The sequence below is a fragment of the Nocardioides sp. LMS-CY genome, from assembly GCF_018732145.1.
Lineage (GTDB): Bacteria > Actinomycetota > Actinomycetes > Propionibacteriales > Nocardioidaceae > Nocardioides > Nocardioides soli.
On record NZ_CP076104.1, the window covers coordinates 2861083 to 2881038 of the forward strand.

At 71.7% G+C, this 19956-nt stretch carries 19 protein-coding genes; 12 read left to right on the forward strand and 7 right to left on the reverse strand.

Features of this window, described 5'->3' with window-relative positions:
- The first annotated feature begins 99 nt into the window (after positions 1-99).
- From KM427_RS13830 to KM427_RS13840, 3 genes are read left to right on the forward strand one after another with little or no spacing between them, the layout of a single operon-like run.
- Complete coding sequence (locus tag KM427_RS13830; protein WP_252274476.1) at positions 100-978, forward strand: ABC transporter ATP-binding protein; 879 nt, start codon at positions 100-102, stop codon at positions 976-978.
- The gene (locus KM427_RS13835) at positions 971-1744 is read left to right on the forward strand and encodes an ABC transporter permease (protein ID WP_215524232.1); all 774 of its coding nucleotides are present in this window, start codon (positions 971-973) and stop codon (positions 1742-1744) included. Before KM427_RS13830 ends, KM427_RS13835 begins: the two co-directional genes overlap by 8 nt.
- Positions 1735-2643 carry a COX15/CtaA family protein gene (locus KM427_RS13840; protein ID WP_252274478.1) on the forward strand — a complete coding sequence of 303 codons (909 nt, stop codon included), beginning with the start codon at positions 1735-1737 and terminating at the stop codon, positions 2641-2643. Before KM427_RS13835 ends, KM427_RS13840 begins: the two co-directional genes overlap by 10 nt.
- A gap of 166 nt (positions 2644-2809) precedes the next feature.
- Here KM427_RS13840 and KM427_RS13845 read toward each other — a convergent pair whose 3' ends face one another.
- Positions 2810-3754, reverse strand: coding sequence for a heme o synthase (locus tag KM427_RS13845; protein ID WP_183594551.1), 945 nt, complete (start codon positions 3752-3754; stop codon positions 2810-2812).
- 181 nt (positions 3755-3935) lie between these two features.
- Here KM427_RS13845 and tkt point away from each other — a divergent pair, with 181 nt between their 5' ends.
- From tkt to KM427_RS13890, 9 genes are all read left to right on the forward strand, one after another.
- Positions 3936-5969, forward strand: coding sequence for a transketolase (tkt, locus tag KM427_RS13850; protein ID WP_252275405.1), 2034 nt, complete (start codon positions 3936-3938; stop codon positions 5967-5969).
- A 42-nt stretch (positions 5970-6011) separates the two neighbouring features.
- On the forward strand, positions 6012-7121 hold the full coding sequence (gene tal, locus KM427_RS13855; protein ID WP_183594549.1) for a transaldolase: 1110 nt from the start codon (positions 6012-6014) through the stop codon (positions 7119-7121).
- Complete coding sequence (pgi, locus tag KM427_RS13860) at positions 7118-8800, forward strand: glucose-6-phosphate isomerase (RefSeq protein WP_215524233.1); 1683 nt, start codon at positions 7118-7120, stop codon at positions 8798-8800. Before tal ends, pgi begins: the two co-directional genes overlap by 4 nt.
- Positions 8797-10332, forward strand: a complete 1536-nt coding sequence (zwf, locus tag KM427_RS13865; RefSeq protein WP_215524234.1) for a glucose-6-phosphate dehydrogenase — start codon at positions 8797-8799, stop codon at positions 10330-10332. Before pgi ends, zwf begins: the two co-directional genes overlap by 4 nt.
- A gap of 145 nt (positions 10333-10477) precedes the next feature.
- Positions 10478-11389, forward strand: coding sequence for a glucose-6-phosphate dehydrogenase assembly protein OpcA (locus tag KM427_RS13870; RefSeq protein WP_215524235.1), 912 nt, complete (start codon positions 10478-10480; stop codon positions 11387-11389).
- Positions 11386-12105: a 6-phosphogluconolactonase gene (pgl, locus tag KM427_RS13875; RefSeq protein WP_215524236.1), complete on the forward strand. Its 720-nt coding sequence runs from the start codon at positions 11386-11388 to the stop codon at positions 12103-12105. The genes KM427_RS13870 and pgl overlap by 4 nt, the downstream gene beginning before the upstream one ends.
- A 120-nt stretch (positions 12106-12225) precedes the next feature.
- Entirely contained in the window at positions 12226-12708 is a 483-nt protein-coding gene (locus tag KM427_RS13880) for a PAS domain-containing protein (protein ID WP_215524237.1), read from the forward strand.
- Positions 12705-13646, forward strand: coding sequence for a methyl-accepting chemotaxis protein (locus tag KM427_RS25730; RefSeq protein ID WP_215524238.1), 942 nt, complete (start codon positions 12705-12707; stop codon positions 13644-13646). Before KM427_RS13880 ends, KM427_RS25730 begins: the two co-directional genes overlap by 4 nt.
- A 161-nt stretch (positions 13647-13807) precedes the next feature.
- Positions 13808-14743 carry a calcium/sodium antiporter gene (locus KM427_RS13890; protein WP_215524239.1) on the forward strand — a complete coding sequence of 312 codons (936 nt, stop codon included), beginning with the start codon at positions 13808-13810 and terminating at the stop codon, positions 14741-14743.
- 234 nt (positions 14744-14977) lie between these two features.
- Here the strand turns inward: KM427_RS13890 and KM427_RS13895 are convergent, their stop codons facing one another.
- The 6 genes from KM427_RS13895 to whiA form a co-directional block, all read right to left on the reverse strand.
- A complete protein-coding gene (locus tag KM427_RS13895; RefSeq protein ID WP_221200099.1) occupies positions 14978-15286 on the reverse strand; it encodes an RNA polymerase-binding protein RbpA in 309 nt (102 codons plus the stop codon).
- 97 nt (positions 15287-15383) lie between these two features.
- The gene (gene secG / locus KM427_RS13900; RefSeq protein WP_215524240.1) at positions 15384-15614 is read right to left on the reverse strand and encodes a preprotein translocase subunit SecG; all 231 of its coding nucleotides are present in this window, start codon (positions 15612-15614) and stop codon (positions 15384-15386) included.
- Positions 15615-15645: 31 nt separating this feature from the next.
- Entirely contained in the window at positions 15646-16455 is an 810-nt protein-coding gene (gene tpiA, locus KM427_RS13905; RefSeq protein ID WP_252274480.1) for a triose-phosphate isomerase, read from the reverse strand.
- 4 nt (positions 16456-16459) lie between these two features.
- On the reverse strand, positions 16460-17659 hold the full coding sequence (locus KM427_RS13910; RefSeq protein WP_215524241.1) for a phosphoglycerate kinase: 1200 nt from the start codon (positions 17657-17659) through the stop codon (positions 16460-16462).
- Between the two features lie 2 nt (positions 17660-17661).
- A complete protein-coding gene (gene gap / locus KM427_RS13915; protein WP_183594532.1) occupies positions 17662-18660 on the reverse strand; it encodes a type I glyceraldehyde-3-phosphate dehydrogenase in 999 nt (332 codons plus the stop codon).
- A 271-nt stretch (positions 18661-18931) separates the two neighbouring features.
- Positions 18932-19918 (reverse strand): DNA-binding protein WhiA, encoded by a 987-nt coding sequence (gene whiA, locus KM427_RS13920; protein WP_183594530.1) that lies wholly within the window; start codon positions 19916-19918, stop codon positions 18932-18934.
- Positions 19919-19956 lie beyond the last annotated feature (38 nt).

Consider the following 19956-nt stretch of genomic DNA (forward strand, 5'->3'; position numbering starts at 1 on the left):
AGTGTGCCGTTAATGCTTCGGTCCGTTCAAGGAAGGCAACCCTTACCTGGATCGAGGGGTGAGCCGGGCCACACGGGGGCCGTCCCTAGACTGACCGCCGTGCCCGCTGCCTCCCCCGCCGTCTCGCCCGCGGCCGCCGTCGAGATCGACGGCCTGGTGATGAGGTACGGCGAGAAGGCCGCCGTCGACGGGCTGTCGATGACGGTCGATCGACACACGATCACCGCCGTGCTCGGCCCGAACGGCGCCGGGAAGACGACGACGCTCGAGACCTGCGAGGGCTACCGCCGCCCCCAGGCCGGCAGCGTGCGGGTGCTCGGCCTCGACCCCGTGCGCGACCGCTCCGACCTGCTGCCCCGGATCGGCGTGATGCTCCAGGGCGGTGGCGCGTGGAGCGGGGTGCAGGCGATGGAGATGCTCGACCACGTCGCCCGCCTGCACGCGCACCCGCTCGACACCGCCCTGCTGGCCGAGCGCCTCGGCCTGGGCGACTGCGGGCGTACGCCGTACCGCCGGCTCTCGGGGGGACAGCAGCAGCGCCTCGGGCTGGCGATGGCGCTGGTCGGTCGTCCCGAGATCGTGTTCGTCGACGAGCCGACGGCCGGGATGGACCCGCAGGCGCGGCGGACAACGTGGGACCTGCTGCGCGAACTGCGGCACGACGGCGTGACCGTGGTGCTCACGACCCACTACCTGGAGGAGGCCGAGCACCTCGCCGACCAGGTCCACATCATCGATCGCGGCCGCCTGATCGCCTCGGGCACGCCGGAGGAGCTCACCCGCGGGTCGTCGGCGACCGTCCGTCTCGTCGTCGACCAGGAGCTCCCGGTCGACGCCGAGGCCGCGCTGCGGACCTCGGTCGACCGCTGGAGCGCCGAGCAGGGCGTCGGGGTGCGCTCGATCAGCTTCGGCTCACGCACCCTCGAGGACGTCTTCCTGGAGCTCACCGGGCGAGAGATGGACGATGACGATGAGTGAGCTCGACTTCACCCCGCGACCCGGGGCCGCGCCCCTGCACCGCCAGGTCGTCGCGCAGGCCCGTATGGAAGCCAAGCTGATGCTCCGCAACGGCGAGCAGCTGCTGCTCGCCGTGGTGATCCCGGTGATGGTCCTGGTGGGCGGCGTCACCGCGGGCGAGCACCTCTCCCTGAACCTCAAGTCCGGCACTCCCCTGGTCGACATCTTCACCCCCGGCGTGATCGCGCTGGCCGTGATGTCCACGTCGTTCACCTCGCTCGCCATCGCGACCGGCTTCGAGCGCCGGTACGGCGTGATCAAGCGGCTCGGCAGCTCGCCGCTCCCCCGGTCCGGGCTGCTCGCCGGCAAGGTGCTCGCCCTGCTGCTGGTCGAGCTGCTGCAGATCATCGTGATCGGCGGCGTCGGCCAGCTGCTCGGCTGGACGCCGAAGCCGGGCGTGCTCGGCGTGGCCCTGGCCATCCTGCTCGGCACCGCGGCGTTCGCCAGCCTCGGCCTCTTCGTGGCCGGCGTGCTCCGAGCCGAGGCCACCCTCGCGGCGGCCAACCTGATCTACCTGCTGCTGATGACCGGCGGCGGCGTGGTGCTGCCGCTCAGCGCCTACGGCGCGTTCGGCGACATCGTCCGGTGGCTGCCGTCCGGCGCCCTCGGCGAGGCGATGCGCATCGGCTTCATCGACGGCGGCGTGGCGTGGCGCGATCTCGGCGTACTGATCATCTGGGCCGGCCTCGGCACGGTCCTCACGGCTAGGACGTTCAAGTGGGAGTGACCGACCGGCCCCAGGGCCGACTGACCTACCGGCTGCGCCACCTCGACGAGTGGCTCGTCGGGTGGGCCTGGGCCTCGATCGTGGCCAACGTCGGCCTCGTCGTCACCGGCGGCGTCGTCCGGCTCACCGGATCGGGGCTCGGCTGCCCCACCTGGCCGCGCTGCACCGAGGAGTCCTTCACCCCGCACGGCGCCTACTCGATCAACTCGGCCATCGAGTTCGGCAACCGGCTGCTCACCTGGGTCCTGGTCGCCATCGCCATCGCCACCTTCATCGCCGCCTGGCAGTCCCGCCGGCGCGACCTGCGCGCGATCGCCCTGCTGATCGCACTCGGCATCCCGGCCCAGGCGGCGATCGGCGGCATCACCGTCCTCACCGACCTCAATCCGTGGGTGGTGTCGCTGCACCTGCTGGTCTCGATGGCGATCGTCGGCCTGGCCATGCTGTTCCGGCATCGGATCGACCGGCCCGCGCCCGCCGTACCGCCCCGGGGCGCGCTGGTCTGGCTCGCGTGGTCGGCGTTCGCCGCAGCCTGGGCGGTGCTCTACGTCGGCACCGTCGTGACCGGCGCCGGTCCGCACGCCGGCGACGCGGACGCCCCGCGCAACGGCCTCGACCCGCTCCAGTGGAGCCAGGTGCACGCCGACCTGGTGTTCCTGCTCATCGGGCTGACGATCGGCCTGCTCCTCGCGGTGATCGCCACCGGCCAGCCGCGCAGGACCCGGTCCGCGGTGGTCGTGCTGCTCGTGGTCGAGCTGTCCCAGGGCCTGATCGGCTTCGTGCAGTACTTCACCGACCTGCCGATCGTGCTCGTCGGCTTCCACATGCTCGGCGCCGGCCTCACCTCCGCGGCGGTCACCTGGGCGCTGTTGCAGGTGCGCGAGCCCGACCGGTCCTGACCGTCCTGCCGGGGTGGTTTCGAGGCTCGGCACTTCGAGGCTCGCTTCGCTTCGCACCTCAGTACAAGCGCGCGCGCCTCACACCTCAACCACCGGCACCCCACCACGGTGGTTGAGGTGCGAAGGCCGCCAGGCCTGAGCCTCGAAACCACCGACCCGCGAGCGGTCAGCGGGTGACGAGCGGGTCGATCGCGACGGCGACGAACAGCAGCGACAGGTAGAGGTTCGAGGTGTGGAAGAGCCGCATCGGCTGGATCACGGTGAGGCTCTCGGTGCCGCGGGCGCGACGCCACATCCGGTGCGCCTCGACCAGGAACACCGCGCCCAGCAGGGTCGCCGCGATCGGGTAGACGACGCTGGTGTCGGCGACCGGCCAGAGCGCCAGGGACGTGGCGACCATCACCCAGCTGTAGATCACGATCTGCCGCCCGACCTCGTGGGCGGGCTTGACGACCGGAAGCATCGGGACGTCGACGTTCGCGTAGTCCTCGCGGTAGCGGAGCGCGAGCGCCCAGGTGTGCGGCGGCGTCCAGAAGAAGACCACCAGGAACAGCACCACCGGGGTCCACGACAGCGAGCCGGTGACCGCGGTCCAGCCGATCAGCGCCGGGAAGCAGCCGGCCAGGCCGCCCCAGACGATGTTCTGGGTGGTCCGCCGCTTGAGCAGCATCGTGTACACGAAGACGTAGAAGGCGTTCGCCGCCACCGACAGCGCCGCGGACAGCGGGTTGACCCACAGCAGCAGGATCGCCGTCGACAGGATCGCCAGCACGAACCCGAAGACGAGCGCCGCGCGGGGCGAGACGATGTGCCGGGGCAGCGCCCGCCGGCGGGTGCGCCGCATCTGCTCGTCGATGTCGCGGTCGTAGACGCAGTTGAACACCGACGCCGACCCGGCGGAGAACGCTCCGCCGAGCACCGTCGCGACCACCAGGCCCAGGTCCGGTACGCCGCGGGCGGCGTAGAACATCACCGGGACGGTCGTCAGCAGCAACAGCTCGATGACGCGGGGCTTGGTCAGCCCGACGTACGCCGCCACGATGTCCTTCACGCTCGCCCGTCCGACCGTCGACTGCCTCGCGGCAGAGGCCGAATGGCCGACGTAGGTCACGGGAGTCCTCGGGAGGAATGGTGGGCACCGGAGCGATGCTGGACGGATGGGAGTCTATCGCCAGACCTGAGTAGGCTCGGCACTGGCCGAACCTCCGGAAAGGAACCCTGTGAGCAAGACCTCTGCACTCGACTGGACCGACCTCGACCAGAAGGCGGTGGACACGGTCCGAGTCCTCGCCATGGACGCGGTGCAGAAGGTCGGCAACGGCCATCCCGGCACCGCGATGAGCCTGGCTCCCGCGGCCTACCTGCTCTTCCAGAAGGTGATGCGGCACAACCCCGCCGACCCGCACTGGCCGGGCCGGGATCGGTTCGTGCTCTCGGCGGGGCACTCCTCGCTCACCCTGTACCTCCAGCTCTACCTGGGTGGGTGGGGCCTCGAGCTCGACGACATCAAGGCACTGCGCACCTGGGGCAGCAAGACCCCGGGGCACCCCGAGTACGGCCACACGGCCGGTGTCGAGACCACGACCGGCCCGCTCGGGCAGGGCGTCGCGAACGCCGTCGGCATGGCGATGGCCGCCCGCAAGGAGCGCGGCCTGCTCGACCCGAACGCCGCGCCCGGCGAGTCGCCGTTCGACCACCACATCTACGCGATCTGCTCCGACGGCGACATCGAGGAGGGCGTGAGCGGCGAGGCCTCCTCGCTCGCCGGCACCCAGCAGCTCGGCAACCTCACGCTGATCTACGACGACAACAAGATCTCGATCGAGGACGACACCAACATCGCCCTCTCCGAGGACACCGCGGCCCGCTACGAGGCCTACGGCTGGCACGTCCAGACCGTCGACTGGACCCACGACGGCCGCGGCTACCGGGAGGACGTGCAGGCCCTCTGGGACGCGATCCAGGCGGCCGAGGCCGTCACCGACCGGCCCAGCTTCATCGTGCTGCGCACGATCATCGCCTGGCCCGCGCCCAACGCCCAGGGCACCGGCAAGGCGCATGGCTCCGCCCTCGGTGAGACCGAGGTGCAGGCCACCAAGGAGGTGCTCGGCTTCGACCCGGCGCAGACCTTCGAGGTGTCGGCCGACGTGATCGAGCACACCCGCCGGGCGGTTGTCCGCGGCCAGCAGGCCCAGGAGGAGTGGAACAAGCAGTTCCAGCACTGGACCACGAAGCCGTCGGCCGACGTCGCGCTCTTCGAGCGGCTGCAGACGCGCGCCCTGCCCGAGGGCTGGGCCGACTCGCTGCCGACGTTCGACGCCGACCCGAAGGGCATGGCGACCCGCAAGGCGTCCGGCGCGGTCATCAACGCGATGGCCGCCGTGATCCCCGAGCTGTGGGGCGGCTCGGCCGATCTCGCGGAGTCGAACAACACCACGATCGAGGGCGCGCTGTCCTTCATCCCGAAGGACCGCTCCAGCAAGATGTTCGAGGGCGACCCGTACACCGGCCGGGTGCTGCACTTCGGCATCCGCGAGCACGCGATGGGCGCGATCATGAACGGCATCGCGCTGCACGGCGGCACCCGGGTCTTCGGCGGCACGTTCCTGCAGTTCTCCGACTACATGCGCCCGGCGGTCCGGCTCGCCGCGCTGATGGGGCTGCCGGTCACCTACGTCTGGACCCACGACTCGATCGGCCTGGGCGAGGACGGCCCCACCCACCAGCCGATCGAGCACCTCGCCGCGCTGCGCGCGATCCCGGGCCTCGACGTCGCCCGCCCGGCCGACGCCAACGAGACGGCCGCCGTCTGGAAGGCCGCGATCGAGAACACCTCCCGGCCCACGGGCATCGCGCTGACCCGGCAGAACGTCCCGGTCTTCCCGCGGGGCACCGACGGCTTCTCCGACACCAGCAACGTCCACCGCGGCGCGTACGTGCTCCAGGACACCCCGCTGGGCGGCCTGCCCGACGTCGTGCTGATCGGCACCGGCTCCGAGGTGCAGCTCGCCGTCGAGGCGCGGGCCCTGCTCGCCGAGCAGGGCATCGGCGCCCGCGTCGTGTCGATGCCGTGCCGGGAGTGGTTCGACGCGCAGGAGGAGTCCTACCGCGAGACCGTGATCCCCCCGACCGTGAAGGCCCGGGTCTCCGTCGAGGCCGGCATCGCCCAGGGCTGGCGCGAGGTGGTCGGCGACCACGGGCGGATCATCTCCATCGAGACCTACGGCGCGTCCGCGGACTTCGCGCGGATCTTCCAGGAGTACGGCGTCACGACCGACGCGGTCGTCGCCGCCGCCCACGACTCGATCGCGGCGGTCACCGCCTAGCCGCGTTCGACCCCCATCGTCTGCGATCCAGAGAGGAAAACGATGAATGACCGCCTGAAGGCTCTGTCGGACGCGGGGGTGTCGATCTGGCTCGACGACCTGTCCCGCGAGCGCATCGAGACCGGCAATCTCGCCGGTCTCGTCAAGGACAAGTCCGTCGTCGGCGTCACCACGAACCCGACGATCTTCGCCGCCGCGATCGCCAACGGTGAGCGCTACGACGAGCAGGTCGCCCAGCTCGTCGACAAGGGCGAGCCGGTCGACCGGGTGATCTTCGAGCTCACCACCGAGGACGTGCGCAACGCCTGCGACATCCTCGCGCCGGTCGCCGACAGCACCGCCGCCGACGGCCGGGTCTCGATCGAGGTCGAGCCGGCGCTCGCCAACGACACCGAGGGCACGATCGCCTCGGCGCGCGCGCTCTGGACCGCGGTCGACCGGCGCAACGCGCTCATCAAGATCCCGGCGACCCGGGAGGGGCTGCCCGCCATCACCGCCGCGATCGCCCAGGGCATCAGCGTCAACGTCACGCTGATCTTCGGCATCGGGCGCTACCGCGAGGTGATGGACGCCTACCTCACCGGGCTCGAGCAGGCACGCGACGCGGGTCTCGACCTGAGCCGGATCCAGTCGGTGGCGTCGTTCTTCGTCTCCCGGGTCGACACCGAGGTCGACGCCCGGCTCGAGAAGATCGGGACCGACGAGGCGCTCGCGCTGCGCGGCAGGGCCGCGGTCGCCAACGCCCGGCTGGCGTACGCCGCCTTCGAGGAGGTGATCGCCTCCGACCGGTGGCGGCTGCTGGCGGAGGCGGGCGCGAACCCGCAGCGCCCGCTGTGGGCCTCGACCGGGGTCAAGAACCCCGACTACCCCGACACCCTCTACGTCACCGACCTCGTGGTCGCCGACACGGTCAACACGATGCCGGAGAAGACCCTCGACGCCTTCGCCGACCACGGTGCGCTCGAGGGCGACCAGGTCACCGGGCGGGCTGGGGCGGCGCAGACGATCTTCGACCAGCTGGCCGCCGCCGGCATCGACTTCGACGACGTGCTGGTGGTGCTCGAGACCGAAGGCGTCGACAAGTTCAAGAAGTCCTGGGACGAGCTGGTCGAGACCGTGAAGGGCCAGATGGACAAGGCCGCCTCGGTATGAACGCGGCCGCCGACCCGGTCGATCCGACGACGACGGAGGCTTGGTCGCGGCTGACGAAGATCGCGTCCGGCTTCGAGCCCGACCTGCGCCGCTGGTTCGCCGACGATCCCGACCGGGTCGGGCGGCTCACCTTCGACGCGGCCGACCTCCACGTCGACCTCTCCAAGGCGCTCGTCGACGACGTCGTCCTCGCCGCGCTCCTGGCGCTGGCGGGCGAGGTCGGGCTCGAGGCACGGCGCGACGCGATGTTCCGGGGCGAGCACATCAACGTCACCGAGGACCGTGCCGTCCTGCACACCGCGCTCCGGCTGCCGGCCGACGCCGCGCCCGGCGACCGGCCCGGCGTCGGCGGTCAGGACGTGGTGCGCGACGTGCACGACGTGCTGCGTCGGGTCTACGAGTTCGCCGACCGGGTCCGGTCGGGCGAGTGGACGGGCGTCACCGGCGAACGGATCCGCACGGTCGTCAACATCGGCATCGGTGGCTCCGACCTCGGTCCGGTGATGGCCTACGAGGCGCTCGCGGCGTACCGCCAGGAGGGCCTCGAGTGCCGGTTCATCAGCAACATCGACCCGACCGACGCAGCCACCACCCTCGCCGGACTCGATCCGGCGACCACGCTGTTCATCGTCGCCAGCAAGACGTTCGGGACCCTCGAGACGCTGACCAACGCCCGCCTGTGCCGATCCTGGCTGCTCGACGGCCTGCCCGACACCGACCCGACCGACGCCGTCGCGCGGCACTTCGTGGCCGTCTCGACCGCGCTCGACAAGGTCGCCGACTTCGGGATCGACCCCGAGAACGCGTTCGGCTTCTGGGACTGGGTCGGCGGCCGCTACTCCGTCGACTCCGCCATCGGCACGTCGTTGGTGATCGCGATCGGGCCGGTGCGGTTCGCGGAGTTCCTCGCCGGCTTCCATGCGATGGACGAGCACTTCCGCACCGCCGACCTGGCGCGGAACGTGCCGGTCCTGATGGGCCTGCTCAACGTCTGGTACACCAACTTCCTCGGCGCGCAGACCCACGCCGTGCTCCCCTACTCCCAGCTGCTGCACCGGTTTCCGGCCTACCTGCAGCAGCTCACGATGGAGTCCAACGGCAAGAGCGTGCGCTGGGACGGCATCGCCGTCACGACCGACACCGGCGAGGTGTTCTGGGGCGAGCCGGGCACCAACGGCCAGCACGCGTTCTACCAGCTGATCCACCAGGGCACCCGGCTGATCCCCGCAGACTTCATCGCGTTCGCCAACCCGGCGTACCCGCTGGTCGACGCCCACGACGGGCAGCGCACCGACGTGCACGAGGTCTTCCTGGCCAACTTCTTCGCCCAGACCCGGGCGCTGGCCTTCGGCAAGACCGCCGACGAGGTGCGCGCCGAAGGCACGGCGGAGGCGATCGTCCCGGCCCGGGTCTTCCCCGGCAACCGCCCGACCGCCTCGATCATGGCGCCGGCGCTGACGCCATCGGTGCTGGGCCAGCTGGTCGCGCTCTACGAGCACATCACCTTCACCGAGGGCACGGTCTGGGGCATCGACTCCTTCGACCAGTGGGGCGTCGAGCTCGGCAAGCAGCTCGCTCAGCAGATCGCCCCGGCCGTGGCCGGTGACGTCGAGGTGGCCGCCGCCCAGGACGCCTCGACGCGGGCGCTGATCGACTACTACCGGAGGCACCGCTCGTGAGCGACAACCCGCTGCGCGACCCCCGTGACCGACGACTCCCTCGCATCGCCGGCCCGAGCGGGATGGTGCTCTTCGGGGTCACCGGCGACCTGTCGCGCAAGAAGATCATGCCGGCGATCTACGACCTCGCCAACCGGGGCCTGCTGCCGCCCGGCTTCAGCCTCACCGGGTTCGCCCGGCGCGACTGGGCCGACCAGGACTTCGCCCAGATCGTGCACGACTCGGTGAAGGCCCACGCGCGCACGGACTTCCGCGAGGAGGTCTGGCAGCAGCTCGCCGAGGGCTTCCGGTTCGTGCCGGGCAACTTCGACGACGACCAGGCCTTCGACCGGCTGCGCCGCACGATCGAGGAGCTCGACGAGCTGCGCGGCACCGGCGGCAACCACGCGTTCTACCTGGCGATCCCGCCGGGGTTCTTCGGTGACGTCGTCGGGCAGCTCAAGGAGCACGGCCTCGCGCGGGCCAGCGAGGGCTCCTGGCGCCGGGTGGTGATCGAGAAGCCCTTCGGCCACGACCTGGAGTCGGCCCGCCAGCTCCAGGGCATCCTGGGCGAGGTCTTCCCGAGCGACTCGATCTTCCGGATCGACCACTACCTCGGCAAGGAGACCGTGCAGAACATCCTCGCGATGCGCTTCGCGAACGAGATGTTCGAGCCGATCTGGAACTCCAACTACGTCGACCACGTGCAGATCACGATGGCCGAGGACATCGGCATCGGCGGCCGGGCCGGCTACTACGACGGCATCGGCGCCGCCCGCGACGTGATCCAGAACCACCTGCTCCAGCTGCTCAGCCTGGTCGCGATGGAGGAGCCGACCTCGTTCGACGCCCGGTCGCTGCGGATCGAGAAGCAGAAGGTGCTCTCCAGCGTGACGCTCCCCCGCCGGCTCGACCTGACGACCGCGCGAGGTCAGTACGCCGCGGGCTGGGCCGGTGGCGTCAAGGTGCCCGGCTTCCTCGAGGAGGAGGGCATCAAGCGCACCTCGACCACCGAGACGTACGCCGCGGTGACCCTCAACGTCGAGACCCGGCGCTGGGCCGGCGTGCCGTTCTACCTGCGCACCGGCAAGCGGCTCGGCCGCCGCGTCACCGAGGTCGCGATCGTCTTCAAGCGGGCACCGCACCTGCCCTTCGCGGACTCCTCGATCGAGGAGCTCGGGCAGAACGCCCTGGTGATCCGGATCCAGCCCGACGAGGGCGTCACGCTGCGGTTCGGCTCGAAGGTGCCGGGCACGCAGATGGAGATCCGCGACGTGAACATGGACTTCGTCTACGGCGGCGCCTTCACCGAGTCCTCCCCGGAGGCCTACGAGCGGCTGATCCTCGACGTACTCCTCGGCGATCCGCCGCTCTTCCCCCGGCACGAGGAGGTCGAGCTCTCGTGGCAGATCCTCGACCCGATCCTCGACCACTGGGCCGCGCAGGACGAGAAGGGCAAGGGCCGGCCCGAGCCGTACGAGTCGGGCGGCTGGGGCCCCGCCTCCGCCGACGCGATGCTGGCCCGCGACGGACGCGTCTGGAGGAGGCCCTGAGCATGACCTCACCCCACGAAACTGCGGAGCTCCCCCGCAACGCTTCACCCCACGAGATCGCGGCCTCCTCCGCTACGCTCCCCCGGCGCACGATCCCGCGGGGACCCCGACGCCCTCCGCTCCACACTTTCGAGGGGACCCCGAGATGATCGAGCTGACGAACACGAACTCGGCCGAGATCGCGGCCGAGCTCCGGCGGGCCCGCGTGCGCGCCGGCAGCCCCGCGATGGGCATGGTGATGACGCTGGTCATCGTCGTCGCGGAGGACGACGCGGAGGGTGCCATGCGCGCCGCCCGGGCGGCCTCGCACGAGCACCCGGCCCGGGTGCTCGGCGTCATCCTCGGTGACGCCCGCGGCGCCGCCGAGATCGGCGCCCAGGTCGGCACCGGGTCGGGCTGGACCGGCGAGACGGCGCTGATCCGGCTCAAGGGTGAGGTCGTCAAGCACCCCGAGTCCGTGGTGCTGCCGCTGCTGCTGCCCGACTCCCCCGTCGCCGTGTGGTGGCCCAGCCACCCACCCGCCGACCCCGCCGGCGACCCGCTGGGCCGGCTGGCCCAGCGCCGCATCACCGACGCCGCGGCCGCCGTGCGCGGCAAGACCAAGGCGATCTACCGCCAGTGCGAGGCCTACACGGTCGGCAACACCGACCTGGCCTGGACCCGGATCACCCCCTGGCGGGCGCTGCTGGCCGCAGCGCTCGACCAGCAGCCGCTCAAGGTGACCCGGGCATCGGTCACCGCGGAGCGGATCAGCCCCAGTGCCGACCTCCTGGCGGCCTGGCTGGCCGACCGCCTCAAGGTCGACGTCACCCGCACGAGCTCCTCCGGGCCCGGCATCACCGAGGTCGTGCTCGAGACCCGCGAGGGCCCGATCCGGATCTCGCGCCCCGACGGCAGGCTGGCGACGTTCTCGTCGCCGGACCGCCCCGACCGCCCCGTCGCCCTCAAGCGGCGCGAGCTGCCGGAGCTGCTGGCCGAGGAGCTGCGCCGGCTCGACGAGGATGACGTCTACGCGGAGACCACGAAGCGGCTGCTGAGGATGGAGGCCTCGAGGTGACCCCTGAACCCCTGGTCGAGGTGCACGAGGACGGCCCGGCCCTGGCCACCGCCGTGGCCGGCGAGCTGCTCAGTCGCCTCGCCGACGCCCAGGACGCCGGGGGCGTCCCCCGGATCGCGCTCACCGGCGGCACGATCGCCGACCAGATCCATCGCGAGATCGCGCGGCTCACGCCCGGCTCGGAGGTCGACTGGGGCCGGGTCGTGGTCTGGTGGGGTGACGAGCGCTTCGTCGCCCCCGACTCCCCTGACCGCAACAGCGGCCAGGCCCGCGCCGCCTTCCTCGACGCCGTGGGCGCGACGCAGGTCCACGAGATGCCGTCGACGGCCGACGCCAGCGACGTCGACGCCGGCGCCGCGGCGTACGCCGACGCGCTGCGCCGGCACGGCAGCGGCGAGTTCGACATCGTGATGCTCGGCATCGGCCCCGACGGTCACATCGCCTCGCTCTTCCCCGGCTTCCCGCAGCTCGACGCCGACGCGATCGCGGTCGGCGTCACCGGCTCGCCCAAGCCGCCCCCGGAGCGGATCAGCCTCACCCTGCCGGCGCTGAACCGCGCTCGATCGGTGTGGTTCCTGGTGAGCGGCTCCGGCAAGGCGCGCGCGGTCGCCGCCGCCCTCGGGGGCGCCGACGTGCACGAGATCCCGGCCGCCGGTGTAGCGGGTCGCGAGGAGACGGTCTGGTTCCTCGACCGCGAGGCCGCCTCGGCGCTGTGAGCAATCCGACCCGTCGGCGGTTTGGGTAACGTCCACCGGCCGGTGGCCGATCACAGGGGTGTGATTTCAGGAATCCACCCGTCTGGAATCGAGCGCGAGCTCCGATCAGACGACGTCATCGTGACCAAGACCGACCTGAAGGGCAGGATCACCTACGCCAACGACGTCTTCTGCCGCATCTCGGCCCTCGACGAGACCGACGTGATCGGACAGCCGCACAGCGTGATCCGGCACCCGGAGATGCCCCGGGCGGTGTTCAAGCTGCTGTGGGACAGCGTCCAGCAGGACCGGGAGCTCTTCGCATACGTCGTGAACCTCGCCGCCGACGGCGCCCACTACTGGGTGCTCGCCCACGTCACGCCGTCCCGAGACGCCCACGGCCGGATCGTCGGCTACCACTCCAACCGCCGTCGCCCCGCCGCCGGCGCGATCGCCCGGGTGCGACCGCTGTACCAACGGCTGCTCGCCGAGGAGGCGCACCATCGGCGGGCGGTCGACGCCGCGAACGCCGGCAGCGCCCGGCTCGACCGGGTCCTCGCCGAGCAGGGCACGACCTACGAGCGCTACGTGTGGGAGCTCACCAACGCGGCGGAGGCGGCATGATCCGCCGCCCCGACCGCACGCCCGCTGCCGTCCCGGCGGCGTACGCCGACGCGATCCACGAGCTGCTGCGGGTCTGCACCGCTGCGGCCGACGGCGACCTCGAGGCCCGGGTCTGCCCCCTGCCGGGCACCGACGAACTGCCCGAGGTCGCCGCCCTCCGGCTGGCGGTCAACGGCCTGCTCGACCGCACCGACGCCTACGTGCGCGAGTCCGCCGCGTCACTGCAGGCGGCGGCCGAGGGCCGCTTCTACCGGCGCTTCCTGGTCACCGGGACCACCGGCGTCTTCCGTTCCGGTGCCGAGACCATCAACCGGGCCACCGCCGCGATGGCCCGCACCCAGGCCGACCTCGACGCCACGGCCGCCCGGCGCACCGAGCTGGCCGAGCGGCTCGAGCTCACGGTCGGCGCCGTCGCCGAGCAGGTGGCCGCGGTCGCCGCGGAGCTCAGCACCACCTCGGCGAGCCTCGCGGACTCCGCCCGGCGGGCCGGGGCCGAGGCCGAGCAGGCGGGCGCCGCCGTACGCGAGGCGACCGGGGCGGCCCAGCAGATCCACGAGGTCGTGCGGGTGATCTCCGAGATCGCGAAGCAGACCCGCCTGCTGGCGCTCAACGCCACCATCGAGGCCGCCCGCGCCGGCGAGGCCGGACGGGGCTTCGCGGTCGTGGCGACCGAGGTGAAGACGCTTGCCGACTCGACCGCCCAGTCCACCGGCCGGATCACCAGCCAGGTGGAGGCCATGCAGGACGTCGCGGGCGCGAGCAGCACCGCCATGGCGAGCGTCGAGTCGACCGTGGCCGACATGAGCCCGATGGTCGACGCCGTCACCGTCGCGGTCGACGGGCGGGACCGGGTCGACGGGGGCTCCCAGGGCCTGGCCGCGATGGCCGAGCTGCTCCGCGCGGAGGTGGCCGGGCTGCTCGCCGAGCTGCGCGCCTGAACGTCTCGCGCCCGGACCGACGTGGAGGGTGGTGGCGCCCACCCACCTGCGGCACGATGACGGCAGGAGGACGTCATGAGCAGGCTGTGCCCGGGTCGATGGCCGGCGCCGAACGGCGCGGTCGCCGGCCGTCGGAGCGCAGTGGCTGACCGGGCCGCGGGGTGAGCGCCGGGCTCCTCCTGGCCGGCCTGGTGCTGCTCGTGGTCGGCGCCGAGGGCGTCGTGCGCGGCGGGTCCGACCTCGCGTCACGGCTGGGCGTGCCGCCGCTCGTCGTCGGCCTCACCGTGGTCTCGCTCGGGACCAGTCTCCCGGAGCTGGCGATCGGCCTCAGCGCCGTGCGCGACGGTGCCGGAGAGCTCGCGGTCGGCAACATCGTGGGCACGAACCTCGTCAACACGCTCCTGGTGCTCGGCCTGGCCGCCCTGCTCGCGCCCATCCGCTTCGAGGCACGCACGCTGCGCCACGACCTGCCCGCCGGAGCGCTCGCCGCGGTGCTGCTCTTCGTGCTGGCCCGTGACGGTGCGCTGTCGGCGGCGGACGGGCTCTGGCTGACGGCCTTCGGCGCGGTCTACCTCGCGTCGATCCTGCTCTCGACCCGTGGTGCGCGCGCCGCGGCACCGAAGAGCCATCGTGACGTGCGCGCGCCGGTGACGGTCGTCGTCCTCCTCGCGGGCCTGGCGGCCATCGTGCTCGGCGCCGAGCTCCTCGTCGACGGCGCGGTGGACATCGCGCAGCGCCTCGGCGTCAGCGACGCGGTGATCGGACTGACGGTCGTGGCCGTCGGGACCTCCGCGCCGGAGCTGGTCACCGCGGTCGTCTCGGCGGTCCGCGGCGAGCGGGCGCTCGCCATCGGCAACCTGATGGGCTCGAACGTCTTCAACGTCGCGCTCGTCCTCGGCCCCACCGTGCTCGCGGCGCCCACGGCGGTCCCGGTGCCCGACGACGTCCTGGCCGGCGACCTCCTGCTCATGGTCGGCGCAACGCTCGCGTGCGTACCGGTGTTCTGGACCAGACGCGGCCTCAGCCGGATCGAGGGTGCGCTCTTCGTCGGCGCCTACCTGGTCTACCTGGCGACGCTGCTCGCCACCCGGGCATGAGTCGCCCTGGCGCTTGCTGCTCAGCGCCGCCGGGTGCTCTGGTCTCGAGACGCCGGTCGCGTGGCTCCTCGACCCTGCGGCTGGAACCTGTGAACTCAAGGCGCCGCTCGTGCGGCTCGAGCCTGCCGCTGGATCCTCTGGTCTCGAGACGCCGGTCGCGAGCTCGTTCCTCGCTCGCGCGGCTCCTCGACCTTGCGCCTGGGTCCTGGTCCTCGCAAGCTCGGACCAGGGGCGCTAAAAGATGATCTCGCCGGCCTTGCGACGGGTGCGCAGCAGCTCGAGGGCCTCGTCGAGGATGTCCTCGGCCTCCTTGTCGGAGCGACGCTCCTTCACGTAGGCGAGGTGGGTCTTGTACGGCTCGATCTTCGGCGCCGGGGGCGGGTTGTCGGAGTCGAGGCTGGCTGGCAGCCCGCACTTGGGGCAGTCCCAGGACTCGGGCACCTGCGCCTCGGTCGAGAACGGCACCACCGAGCGGTGCTCGCGGGCGCAGAAGTACGTCACCGTCTGCCGCGGAGCCGCCTCACCGCGCTCCGCCTCGCCCATCGGACCAGCGCCGACCCGGCTCCCGCGAATCGCGTTTCCTCCACCAGCCACCGACGTTTCCCCTTCGAGTCCTTCGAGACCGCTCTGAACCTGTGTGTCAGTACGCCAGCAAGAGCCCGAGGGCGATCACGCAGGCGAACCAGATGATGCCGATGCCGACCGTCAGGCGGTCGAGGTTGCGCTCCGCAACCGACGAGCCGCCCAGCGAGCTCGAGACGCCACCGCCGAACATGTCAGAGAGTCCGCCACCGCGGCCCTTGTGAAGCAGCACCAGCAGGATGAGCAGCCCGCTGGCGATCATGAGCACGATGGTGAAGATCAGTTCCACGGTCGCACAGCCTACGTCAGGTTCGGCGCGATCACAGGACCGGCATGTCGTAGAAGCGGCAGATGCCCCCGAACTCGTCCGCCTGAAGGCTCGCACCGCCCACCAGGCAGCCGTCGACATCGCGCTGCGCCATGATGCCGGCCACGTTCGCCGCCTTCACCGAGCCGCCGTAGAGGATGCGTACGCCGTCGGCCGCACCGTCGCCGTGGACCTCGCGGATCCGCCCGCGGATCGCCGCGCAGACCTCCTGCGCGTCCTCGGGCGTCGCCACCTCGCCGGTGCCGATCGCCCAGACCGGCTCGTAGGCGACGACCAGACCACCGACCTGCTCGGCCGAGAAGCCGGCGAGCGAGCCGTCCACCTGCGCGAGGCAGTGCGCGACGTGCGCCCCTGCCTGCCGGACGTCGAGGCCCTCGCCGACGCACACGATCGGCGTCATGCCGGTCGCCAGGGCGCGGTGTGCCTTGGCGTTGACGACCTCGTCGCCCTCCGCGTGGTACTCACGGCGCTCGCTGTGACCGACCACGACGTACGAGCAGCCGAGCTTGGCGAGCATCGCCGCCGAGATCTCGCCGGTGTAGGCGCCTGCCTCGTGGGTCGACACGTCCTGCGCGCCGTACCGGATCTGCAGGCGGTCGCCGTCGACGAGCGTCTGCACCGACCGCAGGTCGGTGAACGGCGGCACCACGACGACCTCGACCCGGCTGAAGTCGTGCTTCTTGTCGGAGAGCGTGACCGCGAGCTTCTGCACCAGGACGATCGCCTCCTGGTGGTTCAGGTTCATCTTCCAGTTCCCCGCCATCAGCGGGGTGCGTCCCTTGGACTTCGCAGAGTTCACCATCGGTTCAGTCCTCCAGGACCTGGATGCCGGGCAGCTCCTTGCCCTCGAGGTACTCGAGGCTGGCGCCACCGCCGGTCGAGATGTGGCCGAACGCGGCCTCGTCGAAGCCGAGCGTGCGGACGGCGGCCGCGGAGTCGCCGCCACCCACGACGGACAGGCCGTCGATCTTCGTGAGCGCCTCCGCGACGGCCCGGGTGCCGGCCGCGAAGGCGGCGACCTCGAAGACGCCCATGGGGCCGTTCCAGAAGACCGTGCGCGCGTCGGCGAGGGCCGCGGCGAACGCCGCCGCGGAGTCGGGCCCGATGTCGAGGCCGAGGGTGTCGGCGGGGATCTCCGCGGCCGGAACGACGCGCGGCTCCGGGGTCCGCTCACCCGCCGGGAACTCGGTGTCGACCACGATGTCGGTGGGCAGCAGGATCTCGACGCCGGACTCCTGGGCCCGCTGCAGGTAGGCCCGGCAGGTGTCGAGCTGGTCCTCCTCGAGGAGGCTCTTGCCGACCTCGTGGCCCTGGGCCCGCAGGAAGGTGAACACCATGCCGCCGCCGATCAGCAGCCGGTCGGCTTTGCCGAGCAGGTTGTCGATCACGCCGAGCTTGTCGGAGACCTTCGAGCCACCGAGCACCACGACGTACGGACGCTCGGGCTCCTCGGTGAGCCGGCGCAGCACGCCGATCTCGGTCGACACCAGCTGGCCCATCGCGTGCGGCAACCGCTGCGCCACGTCGTACACCGAGGCCTGCTTGCGGTGCACGACGCCGAAGCCGTCGGAGACGAAGGCGTCGGCCAGCTCCGCGAGCCGATCGGCGAACGCGCCCCGCTCGGCGTCGTCCTTGCTGGTCTCCCCCGGGTTGAACCGGACGTTCTCCAGCAGGGCGACCTGACCGTCGGCCAGGCCGGCGACGGTCTCGCGGGCGCTGTCGCCGACGGTGTCGGTCGCGAAGGCCACCGGCCGCCCGAGCAACTCGCCGAGCCGGGCGGCCACCGGGCGCAGCGAGTACCGCTCCTCGGGGGCGCCCTTCGGGCGGCCGAGGTGGGCGGTCACGACTACCCGGGCGCCGGCCTCGGCCAGCTCCCGGATGGTCGGCACGCTCGCCCGGATCCGGCCGTCGTCGGTGATCGTTGTTCCGTCGAGCGGAACGTTCAGGTCGGAGCGGACGAGGACGCGCTTCCCAGCCACGTCTCCGAGGCCGGCGTACTCCCCCATCGTCAGAGGGTCTCTCCGACGTAGGCGATGAGGTCGGCGAGGCGGTTGGAGTAGCCCCACTCGTTGTCGTACCAGCCGAGCACCTTGACCTGGTTGCCGATCACCTTGGTCAGCGGCGCGTCGAAGATGCAGGACGCCGGGTCGGTGACGATGTCGGTCGAGACCAGCGGGTCGGTGGAGTACTTGAGGATCTTGCCGTCGGCCGCCGCCTTGACGATCTCGTTGACCTCCTCGACGGAGGTCTCGCGCGCGGCCTCGAAGGACAGGTCGGTCGCGGAGCCGGTCGGGACCGGCACGCGCATGGCGTAGCCGTCGAGCTTGCCCTTGAGCTCGGGCAGCACCAGACCGATCGCCTTCGCGGCACCGGTCGAGGTAGGCACCATGTTGAGCGCGGCGGCACGGGCCCGGCGGGGGTCCTTGTGGATGTTGTCCTGGAGGTTCTGGTCCGCGGTGTAGGCGTGGATCGTCGTCATCAGGCCCTTGTTGATGCCCAGACCCTCGTGCAGCGCCTTCGCCATCGGCGCGAGGCAGTTGGTCGTGCACGACGCGTTGGAGATGACGGTGTGGGCGGCGGGGTCGTACGACGTGTGGTTGACGCCCATGACCACGGTGACGTCCTCGTTGGAGGCCGGCGCGGAGATGATGACCTTCTTGGCGCCGCCGTTGTCGACGTGGGCGCGGGCCTTCGTGGCGTCGGTGAAGAAGCCGGTCGACTCGACGACGACGTCGACGCCGAGGTCGGCCCACTTGAGGTTGGCGGGGTCGCGCTCCGCGAAGGTCTTCACGACCTGGTCGCCGACCCTGATCTCGTCCTCGGTGGCCGACACGTCGGCGTCGAGGCGGCCCAGGATCGAGTCGAACTTGAGCAGGGGCGCCAGGGACTTGTTGTCCGTCAGGTCGTTGACGGCGACGATCTCGATGTCCAGGCCGGAGGCACGGACGGCGCGGAAGAAGTTGCGGCCGATCCGGCCGAACCCGTTGATACCTACTCGAACAGTCACTGCGTGCTCCTGCTTGTCGGTCGTCTGGTGCGATGGGACGCTCCGACCCTATCGGCTGAGGCGCGCGCGACCCAGGTCGCGTCCGGCGTACGCCGTGGTAACGAACCGCCCGGCGGTGGTTGAGGTGCGAGCGGAGCGAGCCTCGAGTCCTCCGGCGAGCCTCACCCCGCGACGAGGGCTCGATTTCGACGCGCCCGTCGCGACCTCGTTCCCCGGCCGCGGGGCTCGCTCAATCTGCCTTCGCCCACGCCGCGTGCTAGCACGCGGCTGCTCAGCCATCCTCGACGAGCATCTCCGGCGTCAGCGAGGCCTCCGTGTCGGGGACGCCGAGCTCCTCGGCCCGCTTGTCGGCCATCGCGAGAAGACGGCGGATCCGGCCCGCGATCGCGTCCTTGGTCAGCACCGGGTCGTGGAGCTGGCCGAGCTCCTCCAGCGAGGCCTGCTTGTGCTCGAGGCGCAGCTCGCCGGCCATCCGCAGGTGGTCGGGCACGTCGTCGCCGAGGATCTCCATGGCCCGGCCCACGCGGGCGCCGGCGGCCACCGCCGCGCGCGCCGAGCGGCGCAGGTTGGCGTCGTCGAAGTTCGCGAGCCGGTTGGCCGTCGCGCGCACCTCGCGGCGCATCCGGCGCTCCTCCCAGGCCATCAGCGACTCGTGGGCGCCCAGCCGGGTGAGCAGCTGCCCGATCGCGTCGCCGTCGCGGATCACCACGCGGTCGACGCCGCGCACCTCGCGAGCCTTCGCGTGGATCCCGAGTCGACGCGAGACCCCCACCAGCGCGAGCGCCGCCTCGGGCCCGGGGCAGGTCACCTCCAGTGACGACGACCGGCCCGGCTCGGTGAGCGAGCCGTGCGCGAGGAAGGCGCCGCGCCAGGCCGCGACGGCGTCGCAGCCGCCACCCGACACCACCGCGGGCGGCAGCCCGCGCACGGGCCGGCCGCGCTGGTCGAGCAGACCGGTCTGGCGGGCCAGCGCCTCGCCGTCCTTGACGACCCGCACGATGTAGCGGCTGCCCTTCCGGATGCCGTTGCCCTGCACCATCACGACGTCGGACTGGTGGCCGTAGACCTCGGCGATGTTCGTGCGCAGCCGACGCGCGGCGGCGCCCGTGTCGAACTCCGCCTCGACGACGATCTTGCCGCTGACGATGTGCAGCCCGCCGGCGAAGCGGAGCATCGAGGCCACCTCGGCCTTGCGGCAGCAGGTCTTCGTCACCTGGGTGCTCGACAGCTCCGCCTTGACCTGTGCCGTCATCGCCATAACGCCGATCCTGCCACGCGCGTCAACGTGCCTCGGAG